The organism is Kitasatospora sp. NPDC088391, from assembly GCF_044753345.1.
Taxonomy (GTDB): domain Bacteria; phylum Actinomycetota; class Actinomycetes; order Streptomycetales; family Streptomycetaceae; genus Kitasatospora.
In genome coordinates this window covers 179,976-195,799 of sequence record NZ_JBIVNB010000004.1, presented here as the reverse complement: position 1 = coordinate 195,799, position 15,824 = coordinate 179,976, and the positions used below count along the sequence as shown (strand labels likewise).

Annotated in this window: 15 protein-coding genes and 2 pseudogenes; 8 read left to right on the top strand and 9 right to left on the bottom strand. The window is 74.9% G+C overall.

The window, feature by feature from the left end:
- Nucleotides 1–88 precede the first annotated feature (88 nt).
- Together ACIQBJ_RS13930 and ACIQBJ_RS13925 are read right to left on the bottom strand one after the other, a co-directional pair.
- The gene (locus tag ACIQBJ_RS13930; protein ID WP_400708509.1) at nt 89–604 is read right to left on the bottom strand and encodes an STM3941 family protein; all 516 of its coding nucleotides are present in this window, start codon (nt 602–604) and stop codon (nt 89–91) included.
- A 38-nt stretch (nt 605–642) separates the two neighbouring features.
- Nucleotides 643–1,767, bottom strand: coding sequence for a hypothetical protein (locus ACIQBJ_RS13925; protein WP_400708507.1), 1,125 nt, complete (start codon nt 1,765–1,767; stop codon nt 643–645).
- A 203-nt stretch (nt 1,768–1,970) separates the two neighbouring features.
- Between ACIQBJ_RS13925 and ACIQBJ_RS13920 the strand changes: the two genes are divergently transcribed.
- Nucleotides 1,971–2,627 carry a hypothetical protein gene (locus tag ACIQBJ_RS13920; RefSeq protein ID WP_400708505.1) on the top strand — a complete coding sequence of 219 codons (657 nt, stop codon included), beginning with the start codon at nt 1,971–1,973 and terminating at the stop codon, nt 2,625–2,627.
- A gap of 34 nt (nt 2,628–2,661) precedes the next feature.
- Here the strand turns inward: ACIQBJ_RS13920 and ACIQBJ_RS13915 are convergent, their stop codons facing one another.
- Nucleotides 2,662–3,360, bottom strand: coding sequence for a class I SAM-dependent methyltransferase (locus ACIQBJ_RS13915; protein ID WP_400708503.1), 699 nt, complete (start codon nt 3,358–3,360; stop codon nt 2,662–2,664).
- Nucleotides 3,361–3,745: 385 nt separating this feature from the next.
- On the opposite strand from ACIQBJ_RS13915, the gene ACIQBJ_RS13910 reads away from it, so the two are divergent.
- The gene (locus tag ACIQBJ_RS13910; protein WP_400708501.1) at nt 3,746–4,900 is read left to right on the top strand and encodes an ROK family protein; all 1,155 of its coding nucleotides are present in this window, start codon (nt 3,746–3,748) and stop codon (nt 4,898–4,900) included.
- A gap of 20 nt (nt 4,901–4,920) precedes the next feature.
- Here ACIQBJ_RS13910 and ACIQBJ_RS13905 read toward each other — a convergent pair whose 3' ends face one another.
- The gene (locus ACIQBJ_RS13905) at nt 4,921–5,610 is read right to left on the bottom strand and encodes a hypothetical protein (protein WP_400708499.1); all 690 of its coding nucleotides are present in this window, start codon (nt 5,608–5,610) and stop codon (nt 4,921–4,923) included.
- A gap of 174 nt (nt 5,611–5,784) precedes the next feature.
- Entirely contained in the window at nt 5,785–6,552 is a 768-nt protein-coding gene (locus ACIQBJ_RS13900; RefSeq protein ID WP_400708497.1) for a GntR family transcriptional regulator, read from the bottom strand.
- A 253-nt stretch (nt 6,553–6,805) separates the two neighbouring features.
- On the opposite strand from ACIQBJ_RS13900, the gene ACIQBJ_RS13895 reads away from it, so the two are divergent.
- The gene (locus tag ACIQBJ_RS13895) at nt 6,806–7,633 is read left to right on the top strand and encodes an exodeoxyribonuclease III (RefSeq protein WP_400708495.1); all 828 of its coding nucleotides are present in this window, start codon (nt 6,806–6,808) and stop codon (nt 7,631–7,633) included.
- A gap of 298 nt (nt 7,634–7,931) precedes the next feature.
- On the opposite strand, the gene ACIQBJ_RS13890 is transcribed toward ACIQBJ_RS13895, so the two are convergent.
- Both ACIQBJ_RS13890 and ACIQBJ_RS13885 read right to left on the bottom strand, forming a co-directional pair.
- Entirely contained in the window at nt 7,932–8,465 is a 534-nt protein-coding gene (locus ACIQBJ_RS13890; RefSeq protein ID WP_400708493.1) for a hypothetical protein, read from the bottom strand.
- A gap of 641 nt (nt 8,466–9,106) precedes the next feature.
- Entirely contained in the window at nt 9,107–9,574 is a 468-nt protein-coding gene (locus tag ACIQBJ_RS13885; RefSeq protein WP_400708491.1) for a hypothetical protein, read from the bottom strand.
- Between the two features lie 272 nt (nt 9,575–9,846).
- Between ACIQBJ_RS13885 and ACIQBJ_RS13880 the strand changes: the two genes are divergently transcribed.
- The gene (locus ACIQBJ_RS13880) at nt 9,847–10,179 is read left to right on the top strand and encodes a hypothetical protein (RefSeq protein ID WP_400708489.1); all 333 of its coding nucleotides are present in this window, start codon (nt 9,847–9,849) and stop codon (nt 10,177–10,179) included.
- Between the two features lie 127 nt (nt 10,180–10,306).
- On the opposite strand, the gene ACIQBJ_RS13875 is transcribed toward ACIQBJ_RS13880, so the two are convergent.
- Both ACIQBJ_RS13875 and ACIQBJ_RS13870 read right to left on the bottom strand, forming a co-directional pair.
- Entirely contained in the window at nt 10,307–11,191 is an 885-nt protein-coding gene (locus ACIQBJ_RS13875; RefSeq protein WP_400708487.1) for a geranyl diphosphate 2-C-methyltransferase, read from the bottom strand.
- Between the two features lie 64 nt (nt 11,192–11,255).
- Nucleotides 11,256–12,653, bottom strand: a complete 1,398-nt coding sequence (locus tag ACIQBJ_RS13870) for a family 2 encapsulin nanocompartment cargo protein terpene cyclase (protein WP_400708485.1) — start codon at nt 12,651–12,653, stop codon at nt 11,256–11,258.
- Between the two features lie 473 nt (nt 12,654–13,126).
- Here ACIQBJ_RS13870 and ACIQBJ_RS13865 point away from each other — a divergent pair, with 473 nt between their 5' ends.
- The 4 genes and pseudogenes from ACIQBJ_RS13865 to ACIQBJ_RS13850 all read left to right on the top strand — a co-directional run.
- A complete protein-coding gene (locus ACIQBJ_RS13865) occupies nt 13,127–13,930 on the top strand; it encodes an NUDIX hydrolase (RefSeq protein ID WP_400708483.1) in 804 nt (267 codons plus the stop codon).
- 102 nt (nt 13,931–14,032) lie between these two features.
- Nucleotides 14,033–15,202: an AAA family ATPase gene (locus ACIQBJ_RS13860; protein WP_400708481.1), complete on the top strand. Its 1,170-nt coding sequence runs from the start codon at nt 14,033–14,035 to the stop codon at nt 15,200–15,202.
- Nucleotides 15,199–15,570 (top strand): annotated as a pseudogene (locus tag ACIQBJ_RS13855) (hypothetical protein); the annotation flags it as partial. The gene ACIQBJ_RS13860 and the pseudogene ACIQBJ_RS13855, both read left to right, overlap by 4 nt.
- Nucleotides 15,507–15,788: pseudogene (locus ACIQBJ_RS13850) on the top strand (hypothetical protein); the annotation flags it as partial. The pseudogenes ACIQBJ_RS13855 and ACIQBJ_RS13850, both read left to right, overlap by 64 nt.
- Between the last annotated feature and the right edge of the window lie 36 nt (nt 15,789–15,824).

The following is a 15,824-nucleotide window of genomic DNA, read 5'->3' as shown; positions in this document are numbered from 1 at the left end:
CGTGCGGGTCGCGGCCGGCGTCGGCATCCGCTCGCCCGCGCGATGACGTCGGGCAGCCCGGCGGCGGCCCCCGGTCAAGGGCGCCCCGTCACGGTCGGTGCTGGAGCCGCGGGTGGTGGCGAACCATCACCTCGACGAGCCGGTCCAGGTCGACGGGGAGGGTGTTGGCGGCGATGTTCGTCGGGGCGAAGCCGAGGCCGCGGTTGAGCGGGGCGGTGATCCGGGTCGTCCTGGGCGCGCGGGCGAGGTAGGCCGCGGGGTCGTGCAGCACCAGCTCCAGCATGCTCTGGCCGGACCCGAGCTGCCGGACCCGGACGACGGCGATCTCCTCCCAGGCGATCCGTCCGAGCCGGTCGTGCTCCAACCCGGCGGTGTCCAGCACCAGTTCCGGGCGGCGGCGCAGCAGCTTGCCCGCGTACAGGACGGCGGTGAGGCCGAAGAACGACACCGACAGGACGCCGACCAGCACCACGAGGGCGCTGCCGGAGAACAGGAACGCCGTGCCGACCGCGACGAAGCCCAGCGAAGCCAGCAGCAACCTCAGCACCTTGCGCGGGACGAACGGGTACACGGTCGGGGGCGGGGCAGGTATGTCCTCGTTCACGCGGGACAAGGTACCGCCACCCGTCCGCGCGCCGGGGACTACTCCCCGTCGAGCCCGTCGAGCCCGTCGAGCCCGTCAGCCGGTGCCGAGGCCCGGCCGCCGAGCGCCGCCAGACCGGCCCCGACGACGAGGAATCCGGCGGCCGCCTCCGCGAGGCAGACGGCGGTGGCGATCGCGGTGGGTAGCCGGCCGGTGGGGAACGCGCCGAGGCCGCCGATGAAGCCGCCCCAGCCGAAGGCGGTGGCGCTGCCCACCCAGGCCGCGACCAGGGGAACCCGGACCCGGGTTCCGGCGCGGCCGCGGGCCAGGACGGCGAGGCCCCCGGCGGCGGCCAGCGCCAGCACGCCCTGGACGGCCTCGACGAGCCGCAGGGAGGAGCGGTTCGCGCCCGCGACCTGTACGGCGCTCAGGCCGAACTCCGCGCCGGACGCCCAGGCGATCCGCACGGCGGCGGTCACGGCCAGCAGCCCGGCCGCGACCGCGACGGCGGTCCGGACGCCGCCCGGCACCCGCCGGGCGAAGGCCCGGACCGGCGCGTCCAGGACCGGCCCGAGCCGGTCGTGCGCGTACAGCGCGAACGCGCCCAGCAGCGCCACGCCCTCGACGAGGAAACCGCCGTACACCAGGCCGAAGACCCAGGGTTCGAGGAACCCGTCGGGCTTCCCGAGCAGGCCCTGCCCCCGGAACAGCCCGGCCAGGGTCTGCAGCGGGACGGCGATCATGATCGGGGCGAGCAGGCCGGAGGCCACCCACATCGGCAGGGCCAGGAACGGGCCGCGCATCCGGGGCCCGCCGGGCCGGGCCAGTTGACGGGCGATCAGGGCGGCCGTCGCGTCCATCAGGAAGGTCAGCAGGTTGGCCACCGCCCAGGCGCCGACGCCCAGCCGGCTCCGGTCGACCACCCCGACGTCCACCCCGCAGACCCAGAGCAGTTTGAGGCCGAGGTAGGGCAGGCAGGCGATGACGGCGGCGAGGCCGAGGCGGCGGCGCAGACGCTCCCGGCGAGGATGTCCGGCGGCCGGGGCGGCGCCGGGCGCGGCGGCGGGCGCGGCGGCGGCGATCGGGGCGGCGGCCGGGGCGGCGGCCGGGGCGGCGGTCGGCACGGCGGCGATCGGGGCGGCGGCGATCGGGGCGGCGGCCGGTTCGAGGTTCGTGGGCTCCATGGCGCCAGCCTGTCCGCCGTCCCCGGGGCGCGGCCTCCGGCGCGGTGCTGATCCCGGTCCCCCGTACGGGGGACAGCGGCCGCGTGACCGGACGTCAACCCGCGCCCGACGGTCGCCCCTTGACGCGGCGGGACCGGAACGGCACGCTGTGGGCCACTCCCCCGCACCGCTGACCATCGGTACTCCCCCACACCGGAGATGGCATGCGTGCACCCCTGAACGGATCGCGCCGGCACGTCGGCGACGCCTCCCCGCTCGCGCTCGGCCTCGGCGCGCTCGCGCTGGCCGCGACGGCCACGCTCGGCCTCGGCGGGAGCGCCGCCGCCGGGCCGCAGAACGTCGAGCTGCTGGTGAACGGCGTCTTCGACTCGGTGCCGTGGATCTGGGACTGCCAGCACGCCTGGCCCGCCAACGTGCCGCACGAGCACTGGATGGAGGGGCGGCCCACGGACGAGGACACCGCGGGGTGCACGCAGCGGGCGGCGGTGCTGCCGAACTCGACGTACACGCTGCGGGCGACGGTGCGCGGGCCGTTCGCGTTCGTCGGGGTCCGCGGGACGGGCACCGGGACCGGGGAGGTCGCCACCTGGTCGAGCGGCGCGGACTGGAACGACCTGTCCACCACCGTGACGACCGGCCCCGACACCACCTCCGTGACGGTGTACTTCCACGGCTGGTACGGCCAGGACCCGTACCGCGTCCGGTGGATCTCCCTGGTCGGCCCGGGCGTCCCGCCCAACCCGTGCGGCCCCGCGACCGGCACGGCGACCGGCCCGGCGGGCGGCACCGCGACGGCGGGCGGCGGTTCGCCCACGCCCACGCCGTCGTCCAGCTGCGTCCGCACGCCGATCGGCTTCTGACGCGACGTCGCTCCCCCACCGGGCCGCAGAGCCGTCAGGGGCGCAGCGACCAGACCGTGGTGGTCTTGACGGCGGTGTCCTCCAGGTCGGCGGCGACCGGGACGGCGTACTCGGCGAGCGCGGTGAAGCGGCCGCGCGGCAGGTAGGCCCGGCCGGGGTCGCCGACCACCACGGTCGCGCCCCGGGCGGCGGCCCGCTCCAGGAAGGGCAGGAAGCGGGCGGCCATCGCCCGTTCGTAGAACACGTCGCCCGCGAGGACGACCTCGCAGGGCGCGCCGTCGCCGTCCAGCACGTCGGCGAGTTCGGCGTGCACGGCGACGCCGTTCAGCTCCGCGTTGACGGCGATCGAGGCCACCGCGTACGCGTCGATCTCGGCGGCCCGCACCTCGGCCGCGCCGCGCAGCGCCGCCGCGACGCCGACCAGGCCGGAGCCCGCCGCCAAGTCCAACACCCGCAGTCCGGCGACGAGTTCGGGGTGGTCGAGGACGTAGCGGGCGACCGCCACGCCACCCGCCCAGGGGAAGGCCCAGAACGGCGGCGCCAGCCCCTCCGCGCCGCGGGCCCGCTCGGTCAGCTCCCACAGCGCGATCGCGTCCTCGGCCATCCGCAGCCGCACCTCGGGCACGAACGGCACCGGCCCGGGCTCGGTGTGCGCGCGGACGAACGCGGTGTCGGCGGCGGCGGGCCCCTCGGCGGCAGCGGCGGCTTCGATGGTGGCGGCGTCGTTCCCCATGGCGGAAGCCTATGGCCACCGGAACACCGCGCCGGACACGACGTGGCCGACCGGGCCGGACCCGACCTGCCGACCGTGCCGACCCGCACCTGCCGACCGTGCCGACCGCGCCCGGACCCGGCCTGCCGCCCCGCACCGTCACCGGGCCATCACGCAGGACGTACCGTTTCGATACCGAAGCCGTTATGAGCTGCGGAAACGCTCGCCCCGCGCAGGTCGCCCGAGTACGATCCGGGCAGACGCCCCGGTCCGGGCACACGGTCGTGCCGGCCTGCGGGCGAGGGCTCCTCGCTGGCGCGTTCCGACCGTCCCACACCGGTCGGCGCACGCCCGCGTCCACGGCACCGCGCGCCAGGGCAGTCGCGCGAAGCGGAAGGGCAGCGACTTGACGGACCGGCTCACCGGAGGGGACTCCTCACTGCTGCGGCGGATCAACGCGGCGGTCACCCTGCGGTCCCTGCGCGACGGAGCGGCCGTCACGCTCACCCAACTCGTCGGCGACACCGGCCTGTCCCGGCCCACCGTCGAAGGAGTGATCGAGGGGCTGCTGGAATCGGGGCTGGTGGCCGAGGTCGAGCACGTCCAGGAGTCGGGGCGGCAACGCGGCCGCCCGGCCCGCTGGTTCCGCTTCCGGGCCGAGGCCGGGCACGTGCTGGGCATCGAGATCGGCGTGCACGACCTGCGGGTCGTCCTCGCCGACCTGGCCGGGCAGATCCTCGCCGGCCACGCCAAGTCCGTCGACGAGGCGATGGAGGCCGAGGAGCGGCTCACCCTGGTCCGCACCACGGTCGCCGAGGTGCTGCGCAAGGCGGGGGTGTCCCGCGACAGCCTGTGGGAGGTCGCGGTCGGCACGCCCGGCGTGGTCGACCGCGAGGGCACCGTCCGGCTCGGCACCGCGATGCCCGGTTGGACCGGGCTCGACCTCGGGGCCCGGCTGCGGCGCTCCTTCCGCTGCCCGGTGGTGATCGAGAACGACGCCAACCTGGCCGCGATCGCCGAGCACTGGAAGGGCTCGGCGGTCGGCAAGGGCGACGTGGTCTTCGTGATGGCCGGGCTCAGCCCGGGCGCGGGCTCGCTGATCGGCGGGCGGCTGCACCGCGGCCACGGCGGCGCGGCCGGCGAGATCGGCGCGCTCCACCTGCTGGGCCAACAGGCCACCCCGGAGCGGCTGTTGTCCACCACCGGCAAGCCGCTCGACCCGCTGGACGAGGCCGCGGTGGCCCGGGTGCTGCGGCTGGCCCGGGAGGGCGACGAGGTCGCCCGGGACGCGCGGGACCGCTTCCTGGGCCGGCTGGTGCACGACGTCACCGCACTGGTGCTGGCCCTCGACCCGGAGCTGGTGGTGGTCGGCGGCTGGGCGGCCGGCCTGGACGGCGTCCTGGGGCCGCTGCGCGAGCAGTTGGCCCGCTACACGCTGCGCGCGCCCGAGGTGGCATTGGCCGCGCTCGGCTCCGAGGTGGTGGCGATGGGCGCGCTGCGGGTCGCCCTGGACCACGTCGAGGAGCAGCTGTTCGCCGTCGACCCGCCGACCGCCCGCTGAGCCTGCCGGCTCCTGCGCGGCTACTGCCCGTCCGGCAGGCAGACCAGGTCGTACTCGCCCCCGAAGCGGTCCCGGGCGTGCGTCCGCATCCGGTGCGCGTACCGGACGTCGGCCTTCAACGAGTCGTACCCCTCGGCCAGTTCGGCGTCCTCGGCGTCCTCACCGTCCCCGTTGTCCCCGGCGCGGACCAGGACGCCGGCGGTGTCGGCGAGGTACACGTCGAAGCCCGGGTACATCAGGACCGCGCACGGCAGGTCGTCGACGTCGAGCGCGAACACCGGGTACTCGCCGAGTTCGTCGCGCTCGCCGTGCGGGCCGACCGAGAGGATGCGGCGGGAGTCGGAGCCGCCGGGCAGCAGGAAGCACTCGCCGAACCGGTCGGAGAACGGGGCGAAACAGGAGCCCCACATGTCGCCGAACTCGTCCTCGGCGATCTGCGCGAAGGTGCGCGGCGCGAGCGCGCCGTCCGCGTCGAACCAGCCGTGGCGCTCCAGCATGCCGCTGTCGTACGCCAGCCAGGTGCGCAGGCTCGGCGGCAGCGGGTGGCCGCTGGGGAACGCCTCGATCGTGCGCGGGCCCGGCCCGTCCTCGACCCACGGCCCGGCGAACCGGTTGTACGCCAGCACCGGCCGGGACGGGTCGGCCCGGACCGCCTCGATCGCCCGCTCGGCGAGCGCGCTGCCGTGGTCCTGCGGATCGGTCGAACTCATCGCCGTGCCACCCCTGTTCACTGATCGCCAGTACTCCGGACCCCGGCAGGCTGCCGTGCCGGTGAGCGGGAGCGTAGCGGGGACGGCCGACAGCCCCGGCGGGGGCTGCTGCCTGCCGGGGCTGTCGGGGGGCGTCGGGTGGCGCGTCGGGCTCGGGGCGTCGGGCGCGGCGCGTCAGGAGACGGCGGCGGCCGCGGTGGCGGGGACGGCGGCGACCTGGACGATGCCGGACTCGCCGAACGTCAGCTTGCAGGTGTCGGCGCGGTAGGTGGAGACCGCGACGGCCGCCAGCCGGCCCGCCGAGGCGTACTGGGTGGTGACGACCAGCACCGGGGTGCCCGGGGGGCGCTCCAGCAGGGCGGCCTCGCCGGCCTCGGCGACGCCCAGCTCCACCGAGCGGGACTCGCCGTCGATGCCGAGCCGGTCGAGCTGGCGCAGCACGCCGCGGGCGCGGTCGTTCTCGTCGACCACGACGGCGAGGTGCGGCAGCGCGGCGGACGGCACGTGCAGCGACTCGGCGGCGACCGTCACGCCCTGGACGACCCGCAGGCGGCGCACCGTGTGCACCTGCTCGCCCTCGGCCAGGCCGAGCGTGCGGGCCAGCGCGGCGGGGGCGGGGCCGGTGACGCAGTCGACGACCTTCCAGTCCTGGCCGCGGGTGGCGCCGGGGCGGCCGGCCTCCCGGTCGGTGACGGGGACGCCGACCCGCGGCGCGGCGACCAGCGTGCCGATGCCGCGGCGGCGGACCAGGCGGCCCTCCAGCTCCAGCTGGTCCAGCGCCTGCCGGAGCGTCGCCCGGGCGACGCCGAAGCGGGCCGCGAGGTCGCGCTCGTTGGGCAGCACCTGGCCGGTGGAGAACTCGGCGTCCATGGTGCGCAGCAGCACCGTGCGCAGGTGCCAGTACTTCGGCTCCGGCGTCGCCGTGAGCGTTCCTTGCCCCACCGTGTCCTCCGCCCTGAAGGACGACGGGCCGTCCTCCTCCTGCCGTTCGGGCTGGTGGGGAGGGCGGGCTTTATCCGTCCTTCTTTATTAAAGGTCTTTGCAGTAAGTGACAGTAGGGCGTGGCTCGGGAGATGGTCAAGACCAATGGTGGGGTTTCCTTGCGGATCGCCCGGCGACCCGGTATGGCGCGCCACCGGGGCCGCCGGAGGTGGTTCGCCGGTGCCGGCCGGGGCCCGCCCGGTAGGCTCGCCGGGTGCAGAGCAACGCGACAGCCATCACGACAGTCAACGTCAACGGGATCCGGGCGGCCGCCAAGAAGGGCTTCCTGGAGTGGATGGACGCCACCGGGTCGGAGGTGGTCTGCCTCCAGGAGGTGCGGGCCGAGCAGGAGCAGTTCGCCGAGGTGATCGCCCGCCTGGACGGGTGGCACGCCGTGTGGGCGCCGGCCGCGGCGAAGGGCCGGGCCGGGGTCGCGGTGCTCTCCCGCCGGGCGCCGGAGGCGACCCGGATCGGCTTCGGCTCCACCGAGTTCGACACCTCCGGCCGCTACGCCGAACTGGACCTGCCGGGGCTCACGGTCGCCTCCCTCTACCTGCCCTCCGGGGAGGTCGGCACCGAGCGGCAGGACGAGAAGGAACGCTTCATGGCGGAGTTCCTGGTCCACCTCGGGGAGCTGAAGGCCCGGGCCGCCGCCGGCGGCCGCGAGGTGCTGGTCTGCGGCGACTGGAACATCGCGCACCGCGAGGCCGACCTGCGGAACTGGAAGGCCAACCAGAAGAAGGCCGGCTTCCTCCCCGAGGAACGCGCCTGGCTCTCCCGCGTCCTGGACGAGCACGGCTACGTCGACGTCCTGCGCAAGCACCACCCCGACCAGGAGGGCCCCTACTCCTGGTGGTCCTACCGCGGCCGCGCCTTCGACAACGACTCCGGCTGGCGGATCGACTACCACATGGCCACCCCCGGCCTGGCCGCCCACAGCCTGGAGGCCCGGGTCGAACGCGCCGCCACCCACGCCGAACGCTGGTCCGACCACGCCCCGGTGACGGCGGCCTTCGACCTCGACCGACTCCTCCGCCCCTGAACCGAGTTCGGGAAGCCGGCTTCAGCCGTGGCGGTTCGTCGCACACCCCGCCGGCACTGCAACCGCGCGGTGCGGCGATCCGTCGCTCCGACCGATGGACTCGGTGGTCGGCCGACGTTCGGCGTCTCGCCGCCCCCGCCCCCGCCCCCGCCCCCGCCCCCGCCCAATCCGACCAGGAGCCCGCCGCCCTCCAGCAGTGGCCTCGGCCCGACGGACGCCGCCCCGGGGAGGGGACGGGCGACCCGGACACCGGGCGGGGCCTCCGCCTCCTTTCCGGATCAACGCGACGAGATGCGCGTCAGTCCTCGACGACGAGTCGGACCTCGGGGGCGAAGGCCGTGACCGCCGCCCGGAGACGGGCGGGGTCCAGCTCGCACCAGGACAGCCGCTTGCTCGCCGGCGGGAGCAGGGCCGCCACCTTCGCCGGACGGAGGAAGTCCGGGTGGCCGTGGAGGGAGGGGGCGCCGCTGCGCTGCTGGAGGCTGAGGTACTGCCCCCTCGACTTGGTGCTGTTCCCCATGCGCAGGTGGTGCACGCGGATCAGCTCGATGTCCTCCCAGGCAACGGTCTGGGTCCGGGAACCGGTGGGCAGCGGCACCCGCCCCAGCACCACTCCGCGGTCGTCGACCCGCACGGCGACGCGACGGCTGCCGGCCACCACCACCGTCGTGACGAAACCGATGCCACCGGTGAAGACCGCGGCCAGGACGGCGCACCACACCGGCGCCTGCAGAGCGACGACGGCGGTGGGAAACAGGCTGAAGAACGCCCCCAGGACGGATCGGCGGTACCAGCCGTAGCGCGCTTCGTAGGCAGAAGGGTGCGATTCCATGACCGCGATCATGTCGGACCCGACCGCGCGGGCGAAAGGGATATGCGAACAGCTCACGCGCGGCAGCGGGCGGGGCGGGCGTCGGGTTGGCGTGGCGCTCGCGCAGGCGGCCGACGTGGGCGCAGGTGCGGGGACGGGCGGTGGCGGCCTGCCACTGCCGGGCCGTACCGCCCTGCTGCCCGACAAGCCCCGGCGGATCGGCGCCGAACTGCCGGCACCTGTCCCGTCCTGTGGCGCTCCGGAGGGTTCAGCACGGTCCGGTTCGACTCGGCTTCCTCCCCGCCGCCCAAGCAGGGCGTCGTATTCGGCGAGCCGGCTCCCACGATGACCATGAGCATGGGCGCCGTACGCGTCAAGGGAGTTGCCCAGCACCTCAAGCAGGCATTCACCGACCCGGGAAGCACGCCTCCGGTGAAGTCCGGCAATTCACCCAAGGCTGTCCCGGGGAACGCCCAGCGGGGCTCCACGCCGTCTCGCCGCTGCTCCGGAGCCAACCCGTTGGCCGCCCGGGCGTATGCGGGCCACCGCAGTGCCGTGGGCAGGGCGTGCGCCCCCTTGCGAGGAGTGCGACGAATTCCCGTTCTCAGCGGGTTCTCCACGACGACAAATTCAAGGCCCCGGCCACCCCGCAGGGCGGTTGGTCACCGGCAGGGCGAGAAGTGGAACCAGTATTCTTCAAGATCTTCCGGCACACCGAGCGGAATCTCCTCAGCGGGGAGAGCCCCCTCCGGCCTCCTGCGGAAGATCTGCAGCCACAAGACCGACTGCGGCTCGCCGAGTTCGAGCTCAACACCGGCCGGACCCGAGAAAAGCGACCACAGCTCCACCGCGGCGCCCCGAGTGACGTACCGGTACGCGCCGATCATTTCCCAACCGTGCGCCGTTGCGAGAGCGTCCTGACCGTACTCCAGGGTGACTGAGGCGTAATGGTCCTTGTACTGGCTCCGCACTTTGACACGGCCCTCGTCGACGGTGGCGAAGGACGGAGGGTCCGCGATCTCCAGAGCCGTCCAATAACCGCCCCCTTCATCGAAAGGGTCGTCCTCCCAGAGACCGAACTGGCTGTTCTCGACCGACACCTCGCCGCTGACCCGCCCCGATGGACCCATGCTTCACATCGTGCCATGGGCAATACGGCCCATGAGGTAGCCGTAGAAGGTGATGCACTGCTTGGCCGACCGGCGCGTCAAGCGTGTCCGGGTCGGCGCCAGGCTGTGGGACCGGCCGGATGTCAGTGCCGGGCGAGACAATGTATGTGCTGGCCAAGAGGGGTGCAGCACCTGATTCACCCGCTTTTCGCCCCCGACTTCCGTGTCCTTTCCGCTCACTTTGGAGGCTTGCTGTGAAGACCAATATCGGCACGGCCGTTTCCTTCCAGCCCGTGGGAACGCCCGGTGAGGTCTGCCGTGCGCACTCGCGGGCGGCGCTGGCGACCGGTGCCGCCGCGATCGCGCTGCGCCGCGGCCTGGGTCCGGACCTGACCGACGATCAGCTGCTGGAGTGCATCGCCGAGGCGCGGGACAACGACGCGGCGCCGGCCCCTTCGCCGGAGACCCGCCTGGCGGTCCGGGGCGCCCTGCGGGAGCCGCTGACCCGGGCCACGGACCCGGAGGCGGTGGTGGACGCCGTCTTCGAGTCGCTGCCCGACACGCCGCTGCGCATCGTGGGCCCCGACGGGCGCGCGTTCTTCCTGGTGCCCATCGCCGCCCCGTGAGCACTGCGGGGTGAACCGCCCGGAGCCCCCGACCGGCCGGTGGCGGGAACGGCCGGTCCCCGGTGCCGGGCACGGCACCGGGGACCGGTGGGGTGACGGCCCGTCACCCGGGGCCGGGGCGGCCGGGTCAGACCCGGTCGGCGGCGATCAGGACGTACTGGAAGGAGCCGTCCTTGTAGGACTCGATGAAGGCCTCCTCGATGCCGGTGACCAGCGAGGAGGTGGCCCGCAGCTCCCAGTACGGGAGGGTGTCGGGGGTCAGGTCGATGATCGCCTGCGGGACGAGGCGGTTGTCGGCCATCGCGCGCAGGTACTCGCGGCGGGAGTGGATGTTGCACTCGAAGTGGGCGTTGATCTGCGAGACCCACTTGGAGGGCTGGCCGTAGCGCGGGTTCCAGCAGCCGGTGATGGTGACGTAGCGGCCGCCGACCTTCAGTACCCGGGAGTGCTCGGCGAACAGGTCGTGCAGGTCGACGTACATGCTGGACTCGTTGTTCCAGGAGCCGGACATCTGGCCGTTCTGGAACGGGGTGTCGAGCATGTTGCAGACCCGGGAGTGCACGTGGTCGGCGATGCCCAGCTCCTCGACCCGCTGGTTGCCGAACTCGGCCTGGGTGGAGGAGAGCGTGACGCCCTCCACCTTGCAGCCGAAGCGCTGGTGGGCCATCACCATCGAGCCGCCGCGGCCGCAGCCGGCGTCCATCAGGGTGTCGCCGCTGCCGATCGCGCCGAGGTGGTCGAGCAGGACCTCGGCCTGGGCCGACTCCAGCCGGTGCAGTTCGGCGACCAGCTTCTTCTCGTACTCGGCGTCGGCCGGGTCGCCGAGCGCCGCGTGGTCGACGTCGCCGATGCCGTAGTGGTGGTGGTAGAGCCCGTCGACGTCGCCGAGGCGCAGGTTCACCGGCCTGGCCTCGTTGTTCCAGTAACGGGCGATGTCTCCCTGGTAGGGGGTCGCGGGCGACGGGACGAACGCGGAGGTGCCGGCGGTGGTGCTGAACTCGGTGCTGGTCACAGAAGTGCAATCCTTTTCGTAGCCAATAGTCGGGGCTGGTCGGGCAGTTGACAGGTGCCCCGGCTCACCAGAAATCGGGCAGCCGGTAACGGTAGGTGTTGGTCCGGTGCCAGTAGTGGTTGCCGTCGACCCAGGCCGCGACGCCGCGCAGGAAGCGCAGCATGGTCGGCGCGGGGCAGGCGAGGGCGAGGGCGGCGGACTCCGCCTCGTAAGCGTGCATGAGTTCGTTGTGGACCTCGACCGCCTTCAGGTAGCCCTCCTTGGCGGAGAGGCCCTCCTGTTCGGCGATCACCACCGGCAGGTTGAGGTGGCGGCCGGGGCTGTCCAGCTCCTTGGTGTAGGAGTACAGGTCGTTGACCAGGGTGGTGGCGTTGCCCGCCAGCGCGATCACCCGCTGGGTGGCGGGCAGCGCGTGCAGGTCCGCGGGCAGCTCGTAGCCGCCGACCGTGTCGGTGATGGTCGGGCAGGGGCGGAAGTTGTTGAACTGGCGCATCGCCAGGTACTCCCACACCTCCGGCACGTGGTCGGTCTCGGCCCAGGCCGCCTCCGCCAGGTAGCCCAGGTGCAGCCGCGCCATGTCGTGCCGGTACCGGTCGGCCTGCGACGGGGTGGACATCGCGGTGAAGTGGCCCATCGCGGACCGGTAGGCCCGGCGGGGCGCGTCCGAGCCCAGCGACGCCAGCCAGGCCGGCTCGTACTCCGGCGTGGTGTGCAGCGGGTCGAGCGCGGTGTGGGCGAGCAGCAGCCGGCTGCCGAGGCCGACCGGGGAGCCGCCGTGGTCCTCGCAGTAGCAGTCGTCGACGGCGTTCTCGGCGACCATCAGGCGGGTGGCGAGCATCAGGTGGTCGACCGTCGGCGCGTCCGGATGGCAGGCCACCATGTACCGGCCGACCGAGAAGCCGTCGAACTCGCCCTCCCACTCGTCCGGGAAGAGGTCGACCTCGTCCACCGCCCAGTCCTTGATCCGGCGGCTGACCTCGGCCACCCGGACCGGGTCGGGCTCGGCGATCGGGTGGAAGTAGAGGCCGGGGACGGGAGTGCCCTCCGCCAGGTCCAGCGGCGCGACCGCCTCCAGCAGCCCCGCCAGCGTCGGCACGCCGGGCAGCACCGGAGCGGCGGGCAGCACCGGCGCGGCGGCGGGCTCCGGCACGGCGGCCTGAGCGGCGGCCGGGGACGGAGCGGCGGCCTGAGCGGCGGGTGCTTCCGGGGCGGCGGCGGGCGGCTCCGGAGCGGTGGTCGGCTCCGGAGTGTGGACCGACCAGAGGCCGGACGTCCCGAGACCGCTGGGGCCGCGCAGGATGCGCTCCAACTCGGCGGCGGGGACCGGTGCTTCGGCGGGCGCCGGCACCTCGACCCCCACGGAGAGGAACGGCAGCGGGGGCGGACCGGGCAGCGGCGGCGGGAGGACGGACGGTGCGGCGGCCGGAGCAGGGGGCGGCGAGGAAAGCCCGGGGTCGGGCATCCGTGGCTCCTTCTGGCAGGACGGGTGCGGGGAAGGGGGCGGAGAAGGGGTGCGGGAAGGCATGCGTGAAAAAACGGGGAGGTCGAACGGACGGGGGCGCCGGCGCTCGTGACCGGCGCGGTCGGCCCGGGTGGAACCGTATTGCGCCGTGCATGCCGTTCGCCCGGAAGGCGGGGGGCGGTTACCTCGATACGGTGATCCCCAGGACCGGGAGGTTTATCAGGCGGACGACAGCGTTCCGGCCAGCCGCCCCGGACGGCCGCCCTCTCCCGCCCCCGTCACCACCCCGCCCACGCTCGGGTTTCCGGCCCCACCCGCCGGGCCCGCCCCGGCACCCGCCCCGGCGCTGTTGATCACTTTTCGGCCATCGGCCCGGGGCACGCGCTCTCACCCGCACGGGCGACCCCGCCCCCGCGCCGACGGGCCGTCAGGATGGACCCGGCCACCCCAGGACTCCGAAAGGGACACCCCCGTTGAAGAACTCCCCCGTCACCCCTCCCCCGGCCCCCGCCGACATGCCCGCCGACGTGCCCGCCGGCGTCCGGCCCGTGCGGGTCCTCGACGCCGCGGACCTCCGGCTCGTCGAGACGCCCGTTCCGGTGCTGTCCGCCGAGCACGAGGAGGGCATGGAGCGGGCCTGGGCGCGGGCGGTGGCGGCGCAGCCCTCGCTGTTCGACGGCCCGGCCGCGGTGTGCACGGCCCTGGAGCCGGAGCCGGACGGGTCCGCGCTGCGCCTGTCCTGGGCCCGGACCAGCTACCGGCGGCTCGCGCTGCGGCGGGTGCCGGGCGCCCCGGTGGTGTCCTCGGTGTTCGTGTCCGTGGTGCTGCCGGTGGAGGGCGGCCGGATCGTCGTCGGGCGGATGTCCGCGTCGACCGCCGCGCCGGGCCGCTGGCAGCTGCCGGGCGGCAATGTCGAGCCCCCGGCCCGGCACCGGGCCCTCGACGAGGGCGAGTTGCGGCGGCAGGCCGCGAAGGAGCTGTCCGAGGAGGTCGGCGTCGACACGGACCCGGCCGGACTCGTCCGGCTGGCGGTCACCGTCGGCGAACACGGCAACGTCGGCCTGCACTACCTCGCGCCGCCGCTGCCCGAACAGGACGTCCTCGCCCGGTTCGCCACCCTGCTGGCCGCCGAGGCCGCCCGGGGCCGCGCCGCCGAACTGGCGGAACTCGCCCTGCCCGCCTCCCCCGCGGACCTGGCCGGGATCGACGGCCCCCACGTCGACTACCTGGCACCCCTGCTGGAGCACTGGTCGATCCGGCGCGGCGCGCCCTCCTAAGACCGGCCCGGAGGCGTCGTGCGGCAGTCCCGCCCGGGGGCGGTGGGGTGATCGTTTATTCGGATGGTGTGGCCGGCGTTCTTGCCCGTAGGCTGCCCGGTCGTGAACGACTTCTGGGACGCGGGCCTGACGGCGGATGCGAAGCGGGTCGGCGAGGCGGTGGCCGTCGCCGGGGCCGGGACGGTGGATCGGGAGGTGCTGGCCGAGGTGGTCGCGCTGTGCGCGGTCGCCGGTGAGCACCTGCTGGTGGTCGGGGCGCCCGGCACCGCCAAGTCCGAGGTGGTGCGGCGGGTCGCGGGGCAGTTGGGCGGCCGGTACTTCGAGTACCTGTTGGGCCGGTTCACCGAGCCGAACGAGCTGTTCGGCTCGGTCGACCTGGCGCGGCTGCGCGAGGGCCGGGTCGAGTACGAGACCGGGGGCATGCTGCCGGAGGCGGAGATCGCCTTCCTGGACGAGGTGTTCCTCGGTTCCACCGCCGTGCTGAACACCCTGCTCGGCCTGCTGAACGAGCGGGTGTTCCGGCGCGGCGCGACGGTGCTGGCCAGCCCGCTGCGGGTCTGCGTCGGTGCGGCCAACGGCCTGCCGGAGGACCCGGCGCTGGAGGCCTTCGCGGACCGCTTCCTGGCCCGGCTGTTCGTCGAGCCCGTCCCGGACGACCGGCTGGAGGACCTGCTGGAGGCCGGCCGCCGCCCCGCGCCCGCGCTCCCCGAGGGCCCCGGCCTGGTCGGGGCCCTCGACCGGCTGGCGGCCGCCGCCCGCCACTGCGCGCTCGACCGCGTCACCCCCGAACTCGCCACTGCGGTACGGCGGCTGCGCGCGGCCGGCATCCCGCTCAGCGACCGGCGGGTGGTCCGCTCGCAGCGGCTGGTCGCGGCCGCCGCGACGCTCGACGGACGCACCTCGGCCGCCTCCCGCGACCTGTGGGTGCTGCCGCTGATCGCGCCGACCGCCGACGCCCAGGCACTGGCCCGGAACACCCTCGCCGACCTGGTCGGCGACGCCGCCAACGCCGGACTCGTCTACGCCGCCGAGGAGTTGTCGCGCGGACCGCGGGCCCGGGCCGCCCGGCTGGCCCGGGTCGGCGCCGGACTGCTCGCCGAGGCCGCGGCGGCGGACCCCGAGAGCGGCGCCACTGCCGGCAGCGCCACCGCCGATCTGCGGCTGCGCCTGGAGGCGACCCTGCGGGAGATCGACGCCTCCTTCGAGCCCGCCGACCTGCCGGAGGAGCTGGCGGCCGTCCGGACCCGGCTGGTCGAGGCGGTCCGGCCGTGACCGCTGCCGGGACCGCTGCCGGGACCGCCGGTGCGCCCGCCGTCGCGCTGGGCTGGGAGCGGTGCGAGCCGCCGCTGGCGCCCGTCGCGGTGGTCGCGCTGGGCCCGGCCGTTCCGGCGCTGGCCGAGGCGGCCCGGCAGCGGACGGGCGCCGGGGCGGTGCTGCGGGCGGCGGCGGACGGGGAGGCGCTGGTGGTGCTCGGCGACGCCGGGGACCTGCCGTGGGCCGCGGACGTCCGCTACCTGGGCTGGGACGGCGGCGTCCTGGTGCCGACCACGGCCCGCCCGCGCCCCGCCGCGGCGCTCTGGCGGGACGCCCTGACCGGCCCCGGCGCGGCCGCCGCCTTCGACCACCCGCTGCTGGTGCTGCTCCCGCCGGGCCTGGTCCTGGTCACCGAACTGCCGACCCGCCAGGCCGACCCGGCGGCCCTGGCCGCCCTGGCGACCCCGGCCGCGCCCGCCGTTCCGCGCCCGCGCCCGCGGACGGAGATGGAGACGGAGACGGAGACGGAGACGGAGACGGAGACGGAGACGGAGACGGAGACGGAGACGGAGACGGAGACGGAGACGGAGACGGCAGTGGAGACAGGCGCGGGTGGACCGGTCGGCGGCGGGCGGGACGA